Below are 21,126 nucleotides of genomic sequence, written 5' to 3' on the forward strand. Positions count from 1 at the left end.
ACTAGGAAGCCGTTTTTATTGTTGAAACCTTTTCCCAAACTATGCCGGTGAGCATGCCAAAAATACTGGCAAGCAGGCCGAAGATCAGCGGCGGATATGCTGTTTCCATGTATGCGCAAACCAGCCATGCGGCCAGGCCTGCGAGCATTGACAAAATGCAACCCAACTGATTCGTGGCTTTCCAGTAAAGGCCTGCTGCTAGCGGAACAAACAGCGATACCAGGCTGAAAGCGGAGGATTCTGCAACCAGTTCAAAAATGCTGTCGCCCCGAACGGCCATCACAATACATATGCCCGTAATCACCACAATACCACAGCGAATGATGCGGAGCAATTGCTGGTCGGTTAATGTTGGGTTGAAAAATTTGAAAATATTCTCTCCCAAAACGGCTGCCGGGGCCATAATCGCGCTGCTCGTCGTGCTGAGGATCGCAGAAACCAATGCACCGAAAAACACAATTTGCAAAGGCAGTCCCATATGCTTTAAAATCATATTAGGAATGATCAGCTGCCCGTCATTGTCCGATTCGGGGTAAAGGTGATGGCCGCATAAGCCTATAAACAGGGGAAGCAATGCCACTGTCAGGTACATGAGCGATGACGATAATGTTGCTTTGACCGAAACATTAGCGGATTTTGCAGACATAACCCTTTGAAAAACATCTTGTTGTGGGATTGATCCCAGTCCGATCGTGATCCAGGCAGCGAAATATTCTACGGACGCCTTGAATGTAAAATCCGGGTAAAACTTAAAAAAACCTGGCGGTGCAGATTCAATCAGCGGCGTAAAACCACCGACTTTATTGTAAAGAACGGTTGCCACAATGGCGAGGCCGACGATGATCATAATCGTTTGCACAAAATCCGTAATGGAGATCGACCACATTCCGCCCCAGATCGTGTAAAGGATCACGACCACGGAACTGCCTAAAATACAAGTGATTAAGGACCAGCCCAGCACGACTTTTAATACAATGCCCATCGCAAGCAACTGCGCGGCAATCCAGCTGAAATAAGAGGGAATGATTAATAGAGCCGACAGCAGCTCGGCGTTGCGACCATACCGGATCCTGAAAAAGTCGCAGAACGTGATAATGTTCATTTTATAGAATCGCCTGGCAAAAAATAATCCCACCAGCAACAGGCACAACGAAGCGCCAAACGGGTCTTCAATGACGCCTAATACACCATGCTCAACGAATTCCGTGGGTGCGCCCATAATGGTTTCTGAGCCGAACCACGTAGCGAAAGTTGCGGAAGCGGCCAATATGAGCGGCAGCCGCCGGCCTGCCAGAACAAAATCCTGTGTTGTCGAAATTCTGCGGGACGCCCAAAGGCCAATGCCTAGGTTAGCCAGCAGATATGCGAGAATGGAAACAGCAAGCATTGAAAATCAATTAGAAATTGGCGGGTTTTTTAGAGAATTGCTCGTACAAATAGCGCGTGTAAATGCCTGATCCTTTTGCATTGAGATGATGTGAATCAAACAAATTCCCGGGTTTGAAGATAGCTTCCAAAGTTGGATCTTTTGGTAAGGAAATGAAATTTGCCTGCGAGATGTAGGGCGTAACCTGCGCCAGCAGCTCATATTCGCCCTTTGTAACATTATTGGGCATGTAAAAAATGACCCGTTTGCGATAGGCTTTGCCTAGTGTTATCACTTCATTTATTGCTGTAAGAAAATATGCATTCGGAGCGGGGTGATGAGATGGAGCCGTGAGTTTTCTAGTATAAAAACGATTGTTGACGACCATTGTATTCAAACCTGGAATTGTCAGATCCACATCCTGAAAGCCGTTCGTTTGCAGATTTGGCGGTCCTTCAATGGGATCATTTACCGGGTTGATCCATTTTTTGAATGTTGCAATTTGCGGCGCAATGGAGAATGTCTGGAAAAGGGTTGTGTTAAAGTCGCTCAGGAAATCGCTCCATTTACCGTGATCATCAGGATTAACAGTTGCTTCGTCTGCACGCATTCTGAAATAGACATCGTTAAAAACCAGATCCGGCGTCATGTGTATGGTGCTGTAATCGAGTGCGCTTAATTCTATAAAGACGATCTGGGTTTTAGGGTCATTTTCAATGATATGACGTGCAATGTTAAGCGAATTGGCTATGGAAAGGCTGAATAATCCCATGTTATAACTGCGTGTTTGTCCAGCATTCAACGAATCAAAAATCAAAGGATTGATTCCGTAAAGCGTGCGGCTGGTTCCGATAAAAACAGCGTTAGGAGCGAATGCCTGCCGATGCTTTTCCCGTGTTGCAATGTCACGGCGCGGGTCTGCCGGCAGCAGACCAACAATCAGGACGACGGCTATTTTAAAGCCAAGAAACAGCGCGATCCAGAGCAGTATTTTTTTAACCATTGTGTGTTCGGGAGTACATAAATGGTTGGTTTTCAGAATTGAATGTAGTAAAAATTAGCAACGGTGATCTGCCCGAAAATGAGGACGAGCTGGACTAAAACCAGGAAGGAAAGGTTTCGCTGCACGGGATTTCTTTTTAACAAAAAGGAAGCAATGTCCTCTTTTTCACCCATTTGATAATTTATAAAATCCAAAATTAAAAACAAGGCAAGCGTCAAGCCGAAGCCGGACGTGAAAATAGAAAGCGCGCCCGACTGAAACCCGAACATTGCACTGTACAACCGCAAACCACTGTCCAGCTCCGCCGCCCGAAACCAGCCCATAATGAGCGTTCCTGTGAGCAGACGGACGATAATGCGCAAAACAGTATGTGGATTTGACCCAATCCTGAGACCGAGACCGCCATAAAACCGCTCCCAAAAGCGTTTTGTCCTGATCTCAAAATTAATGTAGGCCCATTGCAAAAAGCCCCAGATCACAAAAGACCAGCTCGGCCCATGCCATAATCCCGTGACCACAAAGGTGAGCAGGCGGTTGAATTCGAGCCTTGTTTTGTTGGTAACGCCTTTGCTAATGTTGAAAAACACATAATCGCGGAACCAGGATGTGACCGTAATGTTCCAGGAGTTCCAGGATTCGGTGCGGGAAGGGGTGAAATAGTAGCGGTTCGCAAAGTTTTTGCTTAGCCGGATACCAAGTAACCTGGCCGACCCGGTGGCAATGTCGCAATAGCCTGAAAAGTCGCAATAGAGCTGGATTGAGAAGAGCAGAACGGCTAATGTCACAGAAACTGCGGTGTATTTTTCTGGCTGGTCGAACACGGGATTAACGTGATCTGCGAACCTGGCAGCCAAAACCATTTTTTTGAACAAACCCCAGACAATAAAGAAAATCCCAGCCTTAATGTTCTCAGGATCGTAGCTGACAGGATTTTTTAATTGCGGGATCAGCTGCCTGGCACGCTCCAGCGGACCGGCCAGCATAGTCGGGAAAAATCCCAGATAGAGTGCGAGATAGCCAAAATGCGGCTCAGGTTTGATGTATTTCCGTTGCACGTCGGTAAGATAGCCTATGATCAGAAATGTATAATAGGATATCCCGATGGGCGCTAACCAGTTCAAAACCACCGGCGAAAACGAATTGTTGATGGGAATCAGATATTTGAAGAACAGCAGCGGCAACAGGCAGATGACGATTAATATGGTCAACAGCGTTTTGCGCTTCTTTTTTGAATGTGCCGCATTTCCCAAATATTGACCTCCGAGAAAACAGATCGCCGTCAGCCCAAGCCAAACAAACACATAATAGCCGCTCCAGCTCATATTAAAAAGCACGCTCAGGATTAGCAGAAAGATCCATTTCTTGGTCTGGGGCGTGTTATAGTAAGCTGCAACAATCAGGAAAAGGAGCAGGAAATATGTAAAATCGGTGAATTTGATCATTAAGCCTTTATTTTAGAAGCACAGGCAAATGCTTATGACCTCTGAAAAACACTTTCGAATCCCATTCACCAGGCTTGTCGGGATGCAGGCGGATGTTTGGGAACGCTGCCATGAACCGGGGCAGGAATTTCTGCATTTCGAACCGGGAGAGACGGGCGCCCATGCAATGATGGATTCCAAATCCAAACCCAATGTGCGGATTGGGTTTACGTGTAGGTATAAACGTTTCGGGATTTTGAAAAATGTCAGGATCACGGTTGGCGGAGGCGATGCCTAGCAGCACGGTTTTTCCCTTTTTGAGCTGTAAACCTGCAAATTCCATATCCTCTTTCACTTGTCGCGGAATCCAGTTTACAGGGCTAACATAGCGGATCAGCTCTTCAACTGCGATTGCGCAGCCGTCGTGCGCATTCCAATCTATGGCGATGTCCTTATGCTCAATCAATGTAGCAATGCTTCTCGTAAGCAGCAATGTGGTGGTTTCCGTAGCAGCATTGACCAGAAATTCCCATGTTCCGATCAGTTCATTCACCCGGGTGCTGCCCATAATTTCCTGCATTTCCAGTAACAGGCTGTTAGTCAGCTCTTTTTCCTGCCTGGAAAGCGTCTCGCCAAGGTAACTACGGAATTGCCTCGACATATGCGCGCATTCCAGCAAGTCTTTTACATTTAGTGTTTTTTCAAAAATCAGGGTAATGACGTATGAGAACTTTTGGATAAAATCGTAATCCTCACTTTTTAAACCAATGATCTTGCTGATAATGAGGAAGCTGAATTTCCTTGTGATCTCTACCAGGTCCGCTTCTTCCTGATCCTGATATGCACCTATCACTCCCTGGATCGCTTCCAGGGTAATATGCTCGTAATTAGCCTCGTAGAACTTTTTGTTAACCATTTTCCGATGTTCGGCATGTGCTTCACCATTCATGAACAGCAGCCAGTGTCGCAAGCTTTCGCCAAATTCCAGAAGTGCAGGATCATTGTTTGCAATGGCAGAAACGACTTTAAAGCGTTCCTTAAAATCGAAGTTTTGAAAGTTTTCGGAGTCGGCAAAGATCTTCTTAACGTTTTTGTAATCCATCACAACCAAGTCCCCAAACACGTTCAAATGCACGGGATTGGTTTTTCGCACATCATCGATCAGGTCAGCGTAATTTTGACTGATTTTGTTTTGGGATGACCAGATAGCCGCTACGGACATATGCAAGACGTTAAATGAAAGGTTGAATTGAGGCAGTAGGGGCAATAAATCAGGCTTCCTGATTTTCCAGGATCCATTCGGTTGTGGCTGCAATGGTTCCCATTTCCCAAAAGATAGAGGGGCTAAGTTCCATTCCCAGCCATTCTTCGAGTTCAGAAGTAATGTTGACCATTAAAAGGGAATCAAGGCGGAAGTTGACAATGTCTGTGTCCGGGGTAACCTTTTCAGGATTGAGCTCTGCATGATGCGCTATACGCTCAATGATCCATCCGGAGATTTCGGTATAAGTCTTATCCATGGTGCGGTTTAAGGGAGCGTTAGTAAGATTTTAATGCGGTGAAAATAGGGATTTTATCCGTTTTTAGTGGAAAAAAGCGGCTTAAATGATTAAGTGGTGATAAAAGAAAGCCTAATTTGTATTAAAAACTTCCCGTGCTTTTAATCGTTGAATTTTCCCGCTGGACGTTTTTGGCAATTTCCCAATCCCTGCGAGCACAATCTTACGGGGCACCAAACCAAACGCCAGACCTACGCTATTGGCAATATTAGTTTTAATTTTATCCGTATCATCTTCATTTTGAGCATTGTTTCTAACCTCGCTCACGATCATCAGTTCTTCACCTTGTTCGGTTTCAATAGAAAATGCCGCGGTTCCATGCGGCTGAATGTGCTCGTGGCAAGCATTCACCACTTCTTCAATGTCCTGCGGATAATAGTTTGTCCCGCGAATAATGATCAGCTCCTTCTTTCTGCCTGTGATAAAAAGCTGTCCGTCAAACAAAAAGCCTAAGTCGCCGGTCCGCAGAAACGGACCTTTTCCACACGCTGTAAATGCTTTAAAAGTCGTATTGGTGGCAGCAAGATTTTCCCAGTAACCCAGCGCAACACCTTCATTACACACCCAAATTTCTCCTATCTCTCCGTCTTTCTGAATTGAATTCAGCTCCGGTTCGACAATAGTAACGTTAGTGAACTCAACGGGCGGGCCGCAAGCCACCACCATTTTCGCGTTCGTTTCCGATATAGGGCGGAAAAGCATTGGCGTGCCATGCAAGTGCAAGCTTACAGCCAGCGTTGCCTCTGCTAACCCATAGGCTGGAACCAGGCTTTCTCTCTTGAAACCAGTTACTTGCATCGTTTCGGCAAACTTTTCCAGGCTGGCAATGCGCACGGGTTCTGCACCGACATATAGTACACGCAAGGAACTGAGATCCAATGTTTCCAGCTGTTCGGGCTTTATGCGGGCCACACAGTGATCGAGTCCAAACCCGGGCCCACCACAAACCGCTGCCTGATGACGGGAAATTGTTTCGAGCAGCAATAATGGTTTGGTAATGAATAAAATGGGAGAGATGATCAGCCCGGTGCCGCCTGTGAAAACAGGGGAAAGCAGTCCGTCCACCAGGCCCATGTCGTGATAATGCGGGAGCCAGGTTACGGAAGTGTCCGCAGCCGTTCGGCCAAAACAATTGTTGATCGCATTTAGGTTGGCAGTAAGATTGGCATGGCTAACCATAACGCCTTTGGGATGACCTGTTGAACCCGACGTATATTGGAGATAGGCAGTTTCATCGGGAGCGGAAGGTTGCTTTGCCGTTTGTTTAGAAGCATCATTACTAAGCTCATCTGTAAAAAACCACTGAATGTCCAATGCTCTTAATGTCCTGGAAGCCTCCGTTTGCCTTTGAGAAAGCATTTTAAGGGACTTTTGATTGGTAATGATGAGCGAGGCTTCGCAGTCTTTTATAATGTTTAAAATCCTTTGAATAGCCGGTTCGGAATAACCAATGGGGCATGGCACTGCAATGAGGCCGGCGTGCAATGAACCGAGGAACACTTTAATAAATGCCGCTTCGGCAGGCAACAGGATGATAACCCGGGCGCGCGGCTGGCAAATGTCAGCCAGCTGGCCGGAAGCCGCCCTCACCGCTTCCAGTAATGTTGCATAGCTAAGCGTTTCAGACAAGCCACCCTCTTTCTCCACAAATCCATAAGCAAGCTTGTCCGGAAACTGCCGGGCATAGACTTCCAGTCTGTTAAATAGATCCATGAAACCAAAGGTATAAAAAAAGCAGTACGACTAAGAAATGATCTTAATCGTACTGCTTTTCAATGCTTTATTTCAAAATTATCTCGGCCCGCGCGTTCTGTTTCGCTGCCCGTAATGATTGCCATTATTGTATTGGCGTTTGTAAGCCTTGTTGCTATAACGGCTGGAATTATAACGATCGGCGCGAATTACTTTCCGGTGCTGAGGATGCGGTTTCACAACCACAACTCTTGGTGGCGGAGGTGGCACTCTGTGATAACGGTAACCATAGCTGGGTCCGTATCCGTAGTCATAACCATAACCTGGCCCGTGTGACCTGTATGTACAGGAAGATATGCTTATTGCTGCAATGATCGTCACGATAACAGACAGCACCATTCTATTTGATCTCATGGCTTTAAGTCGTTTTGTACTATTTATAAAACGATTTTCACCATTTATTAGTGCCTGTAAGTGACCTCGCAGAGAAGTAGGAGGAAGCTTTGAAACAGTTATCCACACGATATGGATAACCTAAATGGCAGGTAAGGCGCTGTAAATGCAGAATTTATAAGTTTGTTAACAAGTTATCCACAGGGTCGGTGTGGATAACTTGTTAACAAACATTTGCAATTATGCTTCCACGTCATAGATCAATACACGCTCCCAAAGATGCGCGCATTCGTCTACGAATTTCTTATGCAAAGGATGAACCTGATATACGTCATGCGCTGCCTCATCGGCAAAAACCAGGATTTCAGCGAAGTCGTAAGTCGCGTCAATCACGGGGCGGCGCGTAGCGGCAGGAGGTCCAATGAATACGGAGTCGATAGATTCAATGGCTTCCAGGGATTTAATGCCGGCAAGAAGTGCCTGCCTTGCTTCCTCGTTATCTTTTTCTTTCAGCCAAAAAAATACGTTGTGAACAAACATGGGTAATCGTTTATAAGTTAAAAATATATTAAGGATTCGCTTGTGTAGCAGCCGCTTCCGGAATGCTTTCAGAGGCGGGGCTAATGTATGCCTTTTCGAGCTTAAATGAAAAAGTAGTGCCTTTCTCGGGTTTGGACATGACTGCAATTTTGGTGTCATGCGCATTCAGGATGTGCTTTACAATTGCCAAACCTAGCCCTGTTCCGCCGATTTCTTTGCTGCGACTCTTGTCAATTCTATAAAAGCGCTCAAAAATGCGGTTCAAATGCTCGTGCGGAATTCCGGGGCCGTTATCCCGGACGGCAATCTCTACAAATTTTTTCCCCTCACTGAAATGCACGATAACTTTTCCGCCTTCATTGCCATATTTTACAGCATTCTCGATCAGGTTCAGCATCACCTGCTCCATGCGGTCCGCATCCGCCAGCACCCATACTTCGGCCAGCTCATCGGGCTTTACCTTGAATGTCACATCTTTATCTTTCGCTATATTTTCGAGCCTGCTGAAAATGTTCAGCGCCAGCAACCGAATGTCGATAGGCGCAATGTTCATCTTAATGTCGCCCGTTTCCATTTGTGAAAGCACCAGCAGATCTTTCACAAGCACATCCAGGCTGTCCAGGTTTTTTGCAGCTTTGATCAGAAACCGCTCTCTCACATTCTCATCATCCATCGCACCGTCGAGCAATGTGTGGATAAAGCCCTGTGCAGCGAAAATCGGTGTTTTGAACTCATGGGAAACATCTGCGAGAAATTCTCTGCGAAACAATTCCAGCTTTTTCAGCTCATCGATCTCCTTTTGTTTTTTGGTTACATAAACAAAAATCTCATCGTTAATCGTTTTGAGCGGATTGGATTCCGTGATGAGTTTCTTCCTTGGAGCGAGGTTGAAATCCTTCATTTTAAGCTTGTGAATTGTCCTGTACATTTTGTTCACTTCCCGGAAAACCAGAATGTCAACGGCATACAAAACCAGAAAAAACGAGGAAATAAAGGCCGATATAGCCGAAACGAACATCATTCCCCTCGAAACCCCTTCCACAAAAGCCAGAAAAGAAGTGGTAATCAGGGAAATCAGGAATGCCAGTATAAAAGCAATAAAGCGGGGACTTAGAGACATGATCTTGGTGTAAAAAGCGTTGGCATTCAGCCGTTCGCCGTCTTAGTTTCGACCTTAAAGTTAACATTCTGTTTGCAAGAAAACTCTATTGCATAGGTGGGCTTGTGGTTTAATAATATTTCCTTAATGTTACCAAGCGGATTAAAATGCAAAAAGGCAGTTCTCTGTGAAGAAAACTGCCTTTTGTCGGATGGACTAAAATTAAAATCCTCCGCGGAATTTGTAAGTGCTGCTCACTTTGTCAATGGCAACAATGTAGGCAGCGATCCGCAGCGACACTTTGTATTTCAATGACGTTTCGTACACCTTATCGAACGAATCCTGCATGATCCGGTCTGTCCGGCGGTTAATGCGTTCCAGCGTCCATTTATAACCAATGCGGTTTTGCACCCATTCGAAATAGGAAACCGTTACGCCGCCAGCATTGGCCAGAATGTCCGGCACAACCATGATTCCTTTTTCATTAATAATGTCGTCTGCTTTGAACGAAGTAGGGCCATTTGCACCCTCTACGATCATTTTAGCCTGAATTCCGGCAACATTTTTTCTTGTTATGACATCCTCTTTTGCAGCAGGCACGAGCACGTCAACGGGCAATGTCAGCAAATCGTCGCCGGGGATAGGCTCTGCTCCCGAAAAACCTTCCAGTGAGCCCTTATTTGCATCCCGATACGCTACTGCTGCCGCGATGTCGATCCCTTTATCATTATAATAAGCACCGGAAATATCGCTGATCGCGTGGATCGCAACACCTCTTTCGCGTAAAAGCAAAGCAGCATGTGAACCCACATTACCAAAGCCCTGAACCACAGCCGTTGCGCGATACGGGTTAATGCGCAGTTTCTCCATCCCGGCCAGTGCCGAAACCATTACACCTCGGCCCGTCGCCTCTGTACGGCCCAGTGAGCCGCCCAGTACCAAAGGTTTGCCCGTAACCACAGCCGGGATCGTCATGCCTTTTGATTTGGAATATTCGTCCATAAGCCATGCCATTTCTCGCGGGCCCGTTCCCATATCCGGCGCAGGAATATCCTGATCCGGCCCCAAAACGTCCAAAAGCGCAGTTGTATAAGCACGCATCAAACGTTCGATTTCTCCCGCTGACATTTCGCGCGGATTACACGCAACGCCTCCTTTGGCGCCACCATAAGGAATATCCACCACCGCACATTTCCAGGTCATCCACGCAGCCAGCGCACGCACTTCATCCAGGTTCACATCCGGATCAAAGCGGATGCCGCCTTTGCTGGGGCCGAGGATTGTCGAATGTATAACGCGGTAACCTTCAAAGGTTTTGATTTGCCCTGAGTCCATCATAACAGGCAGTCCTACAATGACTTGCTTGCGAGGCACTTTCAAAATATGGTACATTTCCTCTGAGATTCCCAAAAGATCAACGGCCTTATCAAACCGCTGCATCATTGATTCCAATGGATTTTCTTTGTCCTTAATTGGAGCCGGTTCTATATATGACATTTTTAATTATTTAAAGTATTGATATTAAGTATGTTAATGAAAATTTTGTCTTAGTCAATACAAACATAATTGATTATATTTTATAAAAATAAAAAACCAATTAATCTTGAAATAGTATAAAAAATGCAAATAAGTAGAATGTTTTATGCGCAATGCGATCTTTAAAATTATGGCCTTGGTTTCTCCGATTATCCCAAATTTCCTGCAAGGGTTTCTCCGAAATCTGAATTCGTAAAAAATAAAAAAGGAGGCATAAAATTTATGCCTCCTTTCAGTATAATGCTAAATGGCTATTACGCCATTTCCATTTTTCCGGAATTACGTTTACGATCGTTTTCTTCCAGATATATCTTACGCATACGCATGCTCTGTGGCGTAACTTCCAGATATTCATCTTTCTGGATATATTCCATCGATTCTTCAAGAGAGAAGTTGATTTTTGGAGCGATCCGCAAACCATCATCTGTTCCTGATGCACGCATGTTTGTCAATTTCTTAGCTTCCTGCAAATTCACAACAATGTCATTCGGACGGTTGTGCTCACCAATTACCTGGCCACCGTAGATTTCATCACCCGGCTCAACGAAGAAACGTCCGCGATCCTGCAATTTATCAATGGTATAACCTGTTGCTGGACCCGTGTTTTTCGAAATAATTGATCCGCTGATACGTCCTGGAATTGGTCCACGGAATGTTCCGAATTCTTTGAAACGGTGTGTCATAACGGCTTCACCTTGTGTTGCAGTCAAAACGTTAGAACGCAATCCGATCAAACCTCTTGAAGGAATCTCGAATTCAAGGTGTTGCAAATCTCCTTTTGGTTCCATGATCAACAACTCACCTTTACGCTGTGTTGCCAATTCGATCACTTTTCCAGCAGTTGCTTCCGGCACGTCCACAACCAATGTTTCGATTGGTTCAAGGCGCTCGCCCTTTTCGTCTTCTTTAAAAAGAACCTGAGGCTGACCTAGTTGCAATTCATAACCTTCACGACGCATTGTTTCGATCAACACAGACAAGTGAAGGATACCACGTCCGAAAACAAGGAATTTATCTTCTGTATCTGTTGCTTCAACGCGCAATGCAAGGTTCTTTTCAGTTTCTTTCATCAGACGGTCACGAAGGTGACGTGATGTTACAAACTTGCCTTCCTTACCGAAGAATGGAGAATTGTTGATCGTGAAGAGCATGTTCATCGTAGGCTCATCCACAGCGATACGTGGAAGTGGTTCTGGATTTTCAGCGTCAGCAAGTGTATCGCCAATTTCAAAATCTTCGATTCCAGTCACTGCACAGATATCACCAGCCGTAACTTCGGAAACCTTCACACGACCCAGTCCTTCAAATATCTGCAATTCTTTAATTTTCACTTTCTTGAAAACGCCGTCAGCTTTGCAAAGCATCATGTTAGCGCCTTCTTTCAGCACACCACGTTTCACACGACCGATCGCGATACGGCCTACGAATGCGTTGTAGTCAAGAGAAGTGATTTGCATTTGTGCATTTCCTTCGTCAATAACCGGTGCAGGGATTGATTCGATAATGGTATCCAGCAGGAATGTAATGTTATCCGTTGGTGTTTTCCAATCCGGGCCCATCCATCCTTGTTTCGACGAACCGTAAACGGTAACGAAATCAAGCTGATCTTCGGTAGCGCCAAGGTTGAACATCAGGTCGAATACATTTTCCTGAACTTCTTCCGGACGGCAGTTTTCTTTATCTACTTTATTTACAACCACGATTGGTTTCAAGCCAAGGCCGATTGCCTTGCCTAATACGAAACGTGTTTGTGGCATAGGGCCTTCGAATGCATCAACAAGCAACAAAACGCCATCAGACATTTTAAGTACGCGTTCCACTTCACCACCAAAGTCTGCGTGACCTGGTGTATCAATTACATTGATTTTTACGTCTTTGTAACGCACCGATACGTTCTTAGAAGTGATGGTGATACCACGCTCCCTTTCAAGATCATTATTATCAAGGATTAGGTCATCAAACTCCTGGTTATCGCGAAATAACTTTGAAGCGTGAATGATTTTGTCAACCAATGTAGTTTTACCGTGGTCAACGTGCGCAATGATTGCGATGTTACGAATGGCTTGCATTGTTTTATAGATCAATTGTTTACGGTTGTCCTTTCGGCGGCTTAAAACCGGCAGTGAACCGTTTTGCTTTTAGTTTGACTGATTTTTTGTCAAATAGGGTGCAAATGTACGGACTTTTTCTGCTGAATAACAGTATTTTACAATTAATTTATTGTTACCAGCCGAAAAATGCGGTTTGTAATGAGAGAAGTGCAATAAAACAAGAAAAGAGACGCCGATATCAGCGCCTCCTTTTACTTCAACTCACCTAATGAAACACCTGCATTAGTCTTATTTCCGTTTCAGAAATATCTTGTCAATCCCTTCAACATCCAGCACAATGGAGTCGCAGGTGTTGGTCAATGCTAAGAAAGCATAGACAGCGGAAGTGTTATTTTTAAACTTACCAGAGATTTTGAGAGAATCTTTTTCAGCTATCCAAGTCATAACAGGTTCATTTTGTTTGCCAAATAAGATTCCTCCCGTTTCCTTGAATTTTCCATCTTCCAAAAATGTCACTTCATCCAGTTCTTTCGGGCTGGATTCCAATGACCCTGTCCAATTCCCAATAATGTTCTTTGCAAAAGCCGGAGGAGCACAAGGCTTATCTTTGTCCTTATCGCAGGATGAAGCGATAAAAATTGCCAGGCAAAAAATCAGAGTTCGCTTTATCATATTTAATTCAGATTACGAATGTAGATATCTCGGCTAATCTCGTTTGCAAGAGATTTAAAAGGCCAAACTCGTCTTGTTCTAAATTTATCGAGTCTGGCCAGTGTAAACCATAGTCCTTTCCTACTAATTGTTTACCACGATCTTATGAGTGGTCTCTGAACCATTTGTATTAGTCAAACGCACCAGATAAACACCATTAAGCAAATTCTTTACCTTAACATTTGGCGATGGCTTTCCAAAAGAATGATAAACCACTTTACCATTTGAGCCAACGATCTCCACTTTTGTAATCTTGCTCCAATCGGCTGCTTTGATTGTAAGTTCTTCGGATACAGGATTTGGATACATATAAGTAACAACTCCTTCAAACTTCACAGTGCGAATCCGGCTGTAAGCTCCAGTTCCATCCTTATCGATCATATGCAGACGATAAAAGTTATTTCCGTTAATGGGATCATTGTCTACCGCTACATACTCAACTTGCTGCTTACTCTCACCTTTTGCAGTAATAGTGGTTATCGTATTCCATTCATTACCATTGGAGCTACGCTGCACATCAAAGCGATCGCTGTTATTTTCCTCCGTTGTTGCCCAGTTTAGGTTAATCCCTGCGCCTTCTTTTGTCGCGTCGAATGAAAGCAATTTGACAGGCAATGCAAAGTTTTCGGCCATGGAGAATGGACGTCTTAATCCTAATTGATTTCCCGAAGCAGGATCGTTAGCTGCGTTAGTCCAAGAACTTCCGGAAGCAATAGCATTCGGACGAGGTGTTGCAGGATTACCTTGATCAACCGGGCCGGAGAAATTAATGGTATATGTAGCCAGTTTTACAAAGGTAAATGTGTTAAGGTCTGTCTGATTTCCACGAGACAGAGTTAGACCTAGCTCTTTTTGGCCTAATGGAGGATCGCCAAATACTGTCGTTTGAACACCCAAGGAGCCAGTCGTATAGTTGGGATCAGCTACCCCGGTTCCACCAAGAATATCTACACCATCTGGAAGATCCAAGTCTAATCTAATATTGTAAGCCTTCCAATTATTGTTGTTTGGTCCGGCGTATCCAACGTCTCCTTTGGCTTCCAAGTCAAACGTCCAACTTAAGCCGTCCGCGCTAACCTTTCTGTTTGTGAAATCAAGGATAATGTTGACATTCTGCGACTTTGCAATTTGAGACATTGATATTAGCAAAAGGGCAGAAAAGAAATATTTTAGATGTTTTTTCATTTTTTTGATTTTAATAATTAATTAATGTTGAAAAGAAGCCTGAGTTAAAACTGAAGTCGAAGAATGAATAATCCACGTTATCCACTAATCCGTCAAGATTTAAATCTTGGTTAGAATATGTACCAAATTCACCGTTATTAAATGAGTTGTCGAAAATCGCATAGTCAACATTGTCAACTGCATAATCTTGCTGAACATCGCCCATAGGCATGCACCAAACTCCGCTTGTCAAAACCATCTGAGCAGGCGCACCTACATTATAAGCCTTAGATAAGCTTGTGGAAAAGTCATAGTTAACCGTTCCAGCATTGAAGGACACTATACCAAGTCCAAGGACAGCCAAGTGATTCCTATGCTTGACAGCAATCCGAACACCTCCAAACTGCGGATTGAACTTCGGAGCAAAGCCATCCACGTCCAAAACTGTCCCGTCTACTCGAAGCAAGAGACTTTTGGATTCTAGGATTATCGACGGATCCTGCATGCTGCGTATCTCCACTTTCACCCAATCTACCACATTGCCTACTTTTGAGAAGGTGCTCTTGATTTCCGGATAAGCCGCTCCGCCGCCGTAAGGATCCTGCGTTGGAAGCAATCCGAAAGTAGAAGGGCCAGTTTGATAAACTTGCAAATCATTCCTCATCGTTGCGACGCCGTTTTCTTGTGTTGTAGCGCCTTGGAGGAAGACTTTTAGATTGAGATTGACCTTAGTCTCGCAAGCATTGATCGTTACCGTCAATTTTGAGGTCGAAAGATCCGTGTTGAAGCAACCTGTTACATTATCCTTGTAGAAAGCATAATAACTACCGGCACCCGCTTTCGTGGGGTCAGCCACAGCAACTGTATGCGAAGCGTCTTTAAACCAGACAAGTGATGCGCCTTGAGGTTGATTGTTAACGGTTGAATTGTTCAAGTTGACCGTTGTCGCAGGACAACTATTTACAGCCCCTGATCTCAACAAAGCCACCTGGGCAGTTCCCGCAGCGCAACAGGCTTTGATGGTTACTGTTACTTTGGAAGTAGAGAGGTCGGTTGAGTAGCAATTGTATTTTTTATTATAGAAAAATGCATAATAATCACCTGAAACACTTATAGCATTTGCATTCTCCGGAGCGCCTTGATGATTGTTGTTTTTAAACCACCGCCTTTCTTCATTTAACTCTAAATTTTGATTTGGGTCTACAACTAGGCTGGTCTCTAAGTTTACACTACTTTCCGGGCAACTATTGGTTGCAGTATTGTTGCTCAAAAGTACCTGTGTTTCGACATAACTTAGGACAGCCTTTGCAGTTGAAGTCTGCACGTTGTAGCAGGAGGGCATTGTTCCATCGCGGTAAAACGCATAGTATTCTCCGACCGGTGCAGCTGAAATAAGGTTGGCGGTTAAATCTTCCGCGCCAGCGCCAGAGCCTTTTTTCCAAATTAGAGATCCATTAGGAGGAGTAATGCTTTTTTCTAAGCCGTCCAGCCCAGTTCTTCCACAAGGATAACGAGTTGTTGAATTTGAATGGAATAGTTGGACCTGAGTATTTGGAATAACGCAATCGAATGCGTATTGTGGGATGTCTAAGTTTACATACCCAAGTGTATTACTATTTGCCTCTGCTGAAAAAGTGAAAAATAATGCCGATGTATTTGGGGTGAAGCTGAGTATATTATTTGACCAATAGTTTTCTCCAAGATTACCAATTGTTAAAGTTTTGACTACCTGCGGCACTAAGTCAATTGTCGTAATCGTAAGAGTTAATGACTTTGCTGAATTTGTAGCAGCTATTTTGGAAAAGAGCACTCCAAACCGAAAGTTGTATTGTTTTCCTGGAACAAATTTTGAAACTAAGACCCGTACGGCATCCTGATGATTTGAATTAGGAAAATTGTTATGTTTCAGCGTTAAAAATGTTTTTTTCTTAGAGTCTTCAATGTCTGCTTGGCTGCCGTTTAAGAAACTAGGCGGGCTTGGCATAATCGCTTGCCAGGGAGTTTGCGGATTTCCACCAAGTCCAACTGGATTGGAAATTGCCGGAGACCCGCTAACAATACTATATCCTGCTGGCTTGCATCCCATACATGTGAAGTCCCACGTCGGCTGGAAACTTTGCGCATGCGTTTCTGCGGCAAGCGCAATCAAAAATATCAGTGTGTAAAAAATTATTCGTTTCATAATCATCCTTTTTTAGTGTGTCAGGTTTGTAGCCTGGAAAAATTTTTTGTTATCATGTTGTCAATTAATAGGGAGGGAAATGTTAGGCGTTGTGATCTGTTTGACGCGGTGCCGTTCTTTTGGGGCGAGCGTCGGGAGTTGGATTGTTTTCATATGCTTATTGTCATATATGGAGTGATGGTTAAAGTGATAAAAATGTTAAGTCTGAATCCTGTGATTCGAATCGAGGCTTAAAATTGTGGGATGGAATTGGAGAATCTGAAATGCGTTGATTGTTGGGCGGGAATGGGTGAATTAACGGTAATTTTTACGCTTTTTGCTTCTTGGTCGGGCGTTAAGGGTTGATATTGTTTGAGTTATCTTGTAGGATTACATTTAAGTCGGTAGCAGCAATTACAAAGACAGTGAATTAGAATTATTCAATGTTTGGAATTTTGGTGAAGTGGCAATTCGCGCTGTAAAAGGCGATTTGTTGTGAGAACATGTCCTTTAAAGAACTTATCCTAACCGTTTAATAAACGGAAAATAGTTTTCCCGAGAAAAAAATGAACTTAGGTTTTATTCTGATTTAGGGACCGAAATGCTATATAAGATATGCTTGTTTTTATGTCTTTTACCTGGGTTGGTCAGCGGCCAGTTCATCTTTCAAAATTTGCGTACGAATGATGGGTTGAGCAGCAAGGTGATCAGGAGCCTTTATAAGGATAGCGACGGGTTTCTTTGGATAGGGACGATAAAGGGATTGAATCGATTCGATGGTGCGGCCATAAGGCAATATGGAAATGAGAATGGGTTGAAAGATTTATATATCAATGCTATCCAGCCGCTGGGTCAGGATGAATTGATTATCGGAACAACACAGGGCATCAAGATCTTCAATCGGAAGGAAGGCGCATATGTAAGTGATCCGCGTTTTGAGCAATTAAGCTCGATAGATATCTATAATATTTATCTCGACGGCTTTTCCCGCTTATGGTTTTTGACGCAATCAGGAATTTATATATACATCAATGAGAACCTTGCAAAGCTGGAAAGTCAGGTGTCGGATGCGCGGATTCTGCAAGGCGTGAGATACGATCTTGCGACACTTGTCTGGGATTATGGCAGGGGCGGGTTTTGGATGGGTGGCCCGGAAACTTTTTTTATTGATCTCAGAAAGAAAACGATTTATCACAAATTAAATAACCCAAACAATGTACCCATTTTTGATGCGGCCGATGTTTTTGCGATTGGAGTTGATGCAGAATCCAACCTTTGGTATGGAAGCAACAAAACCAAATCCCTGAATTTTTGGAATCATAAAACCAATAAGGTCATTTCGTATTCTGAGTTGGACGGCGAGCGAATTTATGAAGGATGCAATAGAATTTTCATAGATAAAAAAGGTCGTGTCTGGATTTCAACCTGGGCATTTGCAGCTTACGTAAAAGAATCCGGCGAGCCTATCAGGAAGATTCCGTATAGCCAAAACCGTAAGTATTCAATCGGGTATGGATTCTTCTGGGCGGCTATTGAAGACACGGAAGGAAATGTATGGCTCGGCACATTAAATGGGATCAGTAAAGTTCAGGCCAATGCTCCGGTTCAGGCGATTTACCAATTGCCTAGCTTCAAGTATTTTTTGCACACAGGTTTTGCCCATGCAAACTCAATAGTGGTTGACGGGAGTACGATAATGGCCGCCAAAGAGGATGGGATTGTCCGGTTTGATATGAAAACAAGACATTATCAGCGGTATATCTCCAACAATGGTCCTGATCTGGTTAAAAACAAATTTTTTATGTCAGTTAAGTCAAAAGGAGTTTGGTGGTTTGCAGGCCTGGATGGAATACATTTTCTGCGGCCTGGAAGCGAGCGGTTGGAACCACTGATTGCCGGTGGAGTCAAATTCAAAGCAAAGACCTCAAATTTTATTTTTGCTGATCCGGTCGGTAATATCTGGTTTCAAATCCTTGATGATGCCTTGTACAGATATAACCCTTCAAAAGAGGTCATCACGCGCTTCGACGGCAAAAGTGAGCGTTTTGGAGCGTTTCCGCTGGCCAACGCTTATAGTTTTCTGTTACAGCGCAATGGGAACATTCTATTTGCCAATAAATACGGCATTTTGAAATTCGATACATATAAGCAGCAGTTTTTTGAAGTTTATTTTAATAAGACGTATGGTTTTATGGTTAACCAAATGGTTGAGGATAAGCTGGGAAACATCTGGATGGCGGTTTGGGGGACGGGTGTTCTTAAACTAAATGAAAACTATAATGTTACCGACAGTTTAAACACAGGAAATGGGCTCCCCTATGACAATCTGAATAACATTGCCATTGACCATCTAAACAATATTTGGGTTTCGGGTATTGAAGGGCTTCTTTTCTTTAATCCGGAATCAAAGGCGCTTACAAAGGTAGACGTAGATCTCGGGCAAAATCTTCAAGACTATTATAATGATTTGTTTGTGGCAAATAAAAGGATTTATGCTACAATGCTTGATCATGTTGTAGCCTTTGATCCATCCAAATTCGCCGCTTTGAAAGTGAGGGAGCCGCCGCATATCACGTCCGTGAAAATTTTTGGCAAGGAAAAAGAAGATTTCATGAGAAACCCACAATTAGACTTATCACACGATGAAGATTATCTCACATTTCAATTTGCGTCGCTGGTGCACCGCGATGTACCAACATTGCGATACAGTTATATGCTCGAAGGTTTCGATCAGACCTGGATCCATTCGGGTCGTTCCTTAGTAGCCTCTTATAAGAATCTTCCCTGGGGGAAGTACAGGTTTAAGGTAAGAAGCACGGATGAGCGGGGTAATTGGATGAGTATTTCAAAGACATTAGCTATTAACATTCAGCCTCCGTGGTGGCGTGAATCGTGGTTCCTTGGAGCAGTGGCAATCTTGTTTTGCGCGCTGATGATCAACTTATATAATGTTTATCTAAAAAGAAAGCGGAAACGCATAATGGATGCGAGCATTGACTACTTCGCCAATGCTGTTTACCCTGAAAATTCTGTAAAAGAAATTTGCTGGGACATTGCCTACAATTGCGTATTGCATTTACATCTCCAAGACTGCGTGGTGTATCTAATGGATCATAAAAGGAATGTGCTTGTGCAGAAAGCCGCTTATACTTACAATAGCCCGAAAACGTCTGAACAGGACAGTCGAACAGAAATCCCGGTTGGCAAAGGCATCATTGGGACGGTTGCGAAGACAGGTAAGCACTTAGTCATACGGAATACTTCCAGGGATCCAAGATATGTAGTGATCGAGCAAAGACGGTTTTCTGAGCTATCCGTTCCTATTCTGCATGATGGAAAAGTGATAGGTGTGGTGGATTCGGAGCATTATAAGAAGAATTATTTCAAAAGTGAGCATCTGAAAGCAATGTCAATTATTACATCTATATGTTCGGGCAAAATTGCGGAGGCAATTGCTCAGGCCGCAGCCAAAGAAAAGGAAATAGAGCTGCTCGAAATCAGTAAGGCACTTGCGGAGAGCCAGCTAATGGCTTTGCGCGCACAAATGAACCCGCATTTTGTTTTCAATTGCCTGAATAGCATTCAGGAATGCATAGTTTCTGAGAAATTTAAAGAGGCCAGTAAGTATCTGAATCTATTTGCGAAGCTATTTCGCAATCTGTTAAATAACTCCGGCAGAAGCTTGATAACGATTGACGAGGAGCGCGATATCCTGGAATTTTATCTTCAACTGGAAGAAATGCGGTTTTCAAACAGCTTTTCGTATGAAATCCGTTTCGATGAGGCGCTTGAAGATGAAGGAATTATGATTCCTTCCCTGCTGGTCCAGCCATATGTGGAAAATGCCCTTTGGCATGGGCTAATGCACTCCGAACTGGAACGGAAGCTGCTTGTGGAATTCAGGAAGATCAATGAAGATATCTTCGAATGTAGAATCGATGATAATGGAATTGGCAGAAAAAGATCCTTTGAATTAAGGGCCATCAACGAAAAAAACAGGTATCATGAGTCCAAAGGGCTTGGTATTTCCAGCGACCGTCTGTCTGTGCTTAACAGGCAGGGACATCATGCGGAGGTCGAGTTTGTTGATAAGGTGCACGATAATGGCGACGCGGCAGGAACATTGGTGATCGTGAGGCTGTCCACTTACCTCAGATAGAAAAAGGCGTACGGATTCTTTATTTATTCATTTAATACACGCACAGTGATGGGGTTTGGGATTTACTTTTTTACTTTTTCAGCACTTCTGTATGTTTATTCAAATTTTTATGCAAGATGTAAACGGAACAGGGGAAGGCATATAAAGCGCTTTGGGATAGAGACAGAAGCTATTATACTTTTTATTGACATACCCGAAAAACCTCAATCAAGACAAGCTGCGAAAGTACAGGTTCAGATAGAGCCGGTCCAAGGCAGAAATTTTGTAGCAA

At 43.9% G+C, this 21,126-nt stretch carries 15 protein-coding genes; 1 reads left to right on the forward strand and 14 read right to left on the reverse strand.

Translation table 11 applies throughout. The features are described 5' to 3' along the window. Position 1: 1 nt before the first annotated feature. The 14 genes from NFI80_RS20460 to NFI80_RS20525 form a co-directional block, all read right to left on the reverse strand. Positions 2–1,387, reverse strand: a complete 1,386-nt coding sequence (locus NFI80_RS20460) for a high affinity choline transporter 1 (RefSeq protein WP_235166062.1) — start codon at positions 1,385–1,387, stop codon at positions 2–4. 10 nt (positions 1,388–1,397) lie between these two features. Then, entirely contained in the window at positions 1,398–2,369 is a 972-nt protein-coding gene (locus NFI80_RS20465) for a hypothetical protein (protein ID WP_235166064.1), read from the reverse strand. A 32-nt stretch (positions 2,370–2,401) separates the two neighbouring features. Beyond that, positions 2,402–3,811, reverse strand: coding sequence for an MBOAT family O-acyltransferase (locus NFI80_RS20470; protein WP_235166067.1), 1,410 nt, complete (start codon positions 3,809–3,811; stop codon positions 2,402–2,404). 7 nt (positions 3,812–3,818) lie between these two features. Further along, entirely contained in the window at positions 3,819–5,012 is a 1,194-nt protein-coding gene (locus NFI80_RS20475) for a cytochrome P450 (protein ID WP_235166069.1), read from the reverse strand. Between the two features lie 49 nt (positions 5,013–5,061). Next, the gene (locus NFI80_RS20480) at positions 5,062–5,310 is read right to left on the reverse strand and encodes an acyl carrier protein (RefSeq protein ID WP_233798945.1); all 249 of its coding nucleotides are present in this window, start codon (positions 5,308–5,310) and stop codon (positions 5,062–5,064) included. Positions 5,311–5,421: 111 nt separating this feature from the next. Next, the gene (locus NFI80_RS20485) at positions 5,422–7,062 is read right to left on the reverse strand and encodes a fatty acyl-AMP ligase (protein WP_235166070.1); all 1,641 of its coding nucleotides are present in this window, start codon (positions 7,060–7,062) and stop codon (positions 5,422–5,424) included. Between the two features lie 78 nt (positions 7,063–7,140). Then, positions 7,141–7,455 carry a hypothetical protein gene (locus NFI80_RS20490; RefSeq protein WP_233798943.1) on the reverse strand — a complete coding sequence of 105 codons (315 nt, stop codon included), beginning with the start codon at positions 7,453–7,455 and terminating at the stop codon, positions 7,141–7,143. 219 nt (positions 7,456–7,674) lie between these two features. Next, positions 7,675–7,974 (reverse strand): Dabb family protein, encoded by a 300-nt coding sequence (locus tag NFI80_RS20495; protein WP_026631846.1) that lies wholly within the window; start codon positions 7,972–7,974, stop codon positions 7,675–7,677. Positions 7,975–8,002: 28 nt separating this feature from the next. Next, entirely contained in the window at positions 8,003–9,094 is a 1,092-nt protein-coding gene (locus NFI80_RS20500; protein WP_233798942.1) for a sensor histidine kinase, read from the reverse strand. Positions 9,095–9,295: 201 nt separating this feature from the next. Next, a complete protein-coding gene (locus NFI80_RS20505; protein WP_026631848.1) occupies positions 9,296–10,570 on the reverse strand; it encodes a Glu/Leu/Phe/Val family dehydrogenase in 1,275 nt (424 codons plus the stop codon). Positions 10,571–10,863: 293 nt separating this feature from the next. Beyond that, positions 10,864–12,678 carry a translational GTPase TypA gene (typA, locus tag NFI80_RS20510; RefSeq protein WP_026631849.1) on the reverse strand — a complete coding sequence of 605 codons (1,815 nt, stop codon included), beginning with the start codon at positions 12,676–12,678 and terminating at the stop codon, positions 10,864–10,866. 270 nt (positions 12,679–12,948) lie between these two features. Beyond that, complete coding sequence (locus NFI80_RS20515; protein ID WP_235166071.1) at positions 12,949–13,332, reverse strand: hypothetical protein; 384 nt, start codon at positions 13,330–13,332, stop codon at positions 12,949–12,951. 123 nt (positions 13,333–13,455) lie between these two features. Then, complete coding sequence (locus NFI80_RS20520) at positions 13,456–14,556, reverse strand: T9SS type A sorting domain-containing protein (RefSeq protein WP_235166072.1); 1,101 nt, start codon at positions 14,554–14,556, stop codon at positions 13,456–13,458. A 10-nt stretch (positions 14,557–14,566) separates the two neighbouring features. Beyond that, positions 14,567–16,717 (reverse strand): hypothetical protein, encoded by a 2,151-nt coding sequence (locus NFI80_RS20525; protein WP_235166074.1) that lies wholly within the window; start codon positions 16,715–16,717, stop codon positions 14,567–14,569. A 652-nt stretch (positions 16,718–17,369) separates the two neighbouring features. On the opposite strand from NFI80_RS20525, the gene NFI80_RS20530 reads away from it, so the two are divergent. After that, a complete protein-coding gene (locus NFI80_RS20530; protein WP_235166076.1) occupies positions 17,370–20,855 on the forward strand; it encodes a histidine kinase in 3,486 nt (1,161 codons plus the stop codon). Positions 20,856–21,126: the final 271 nt, after the last annotated feature.

The organism is Dyadobacter chenhuakuii (assembly GCF_023821985.2).
In the GTDB taxonomy this organism is placed as follows: domain Bacteria; phylum Bacteroidota; class Bacteroidia; order Cytophagales; family Spirosomataceae; genus Dyadobacter; species Dyadobacter chenhuakuii.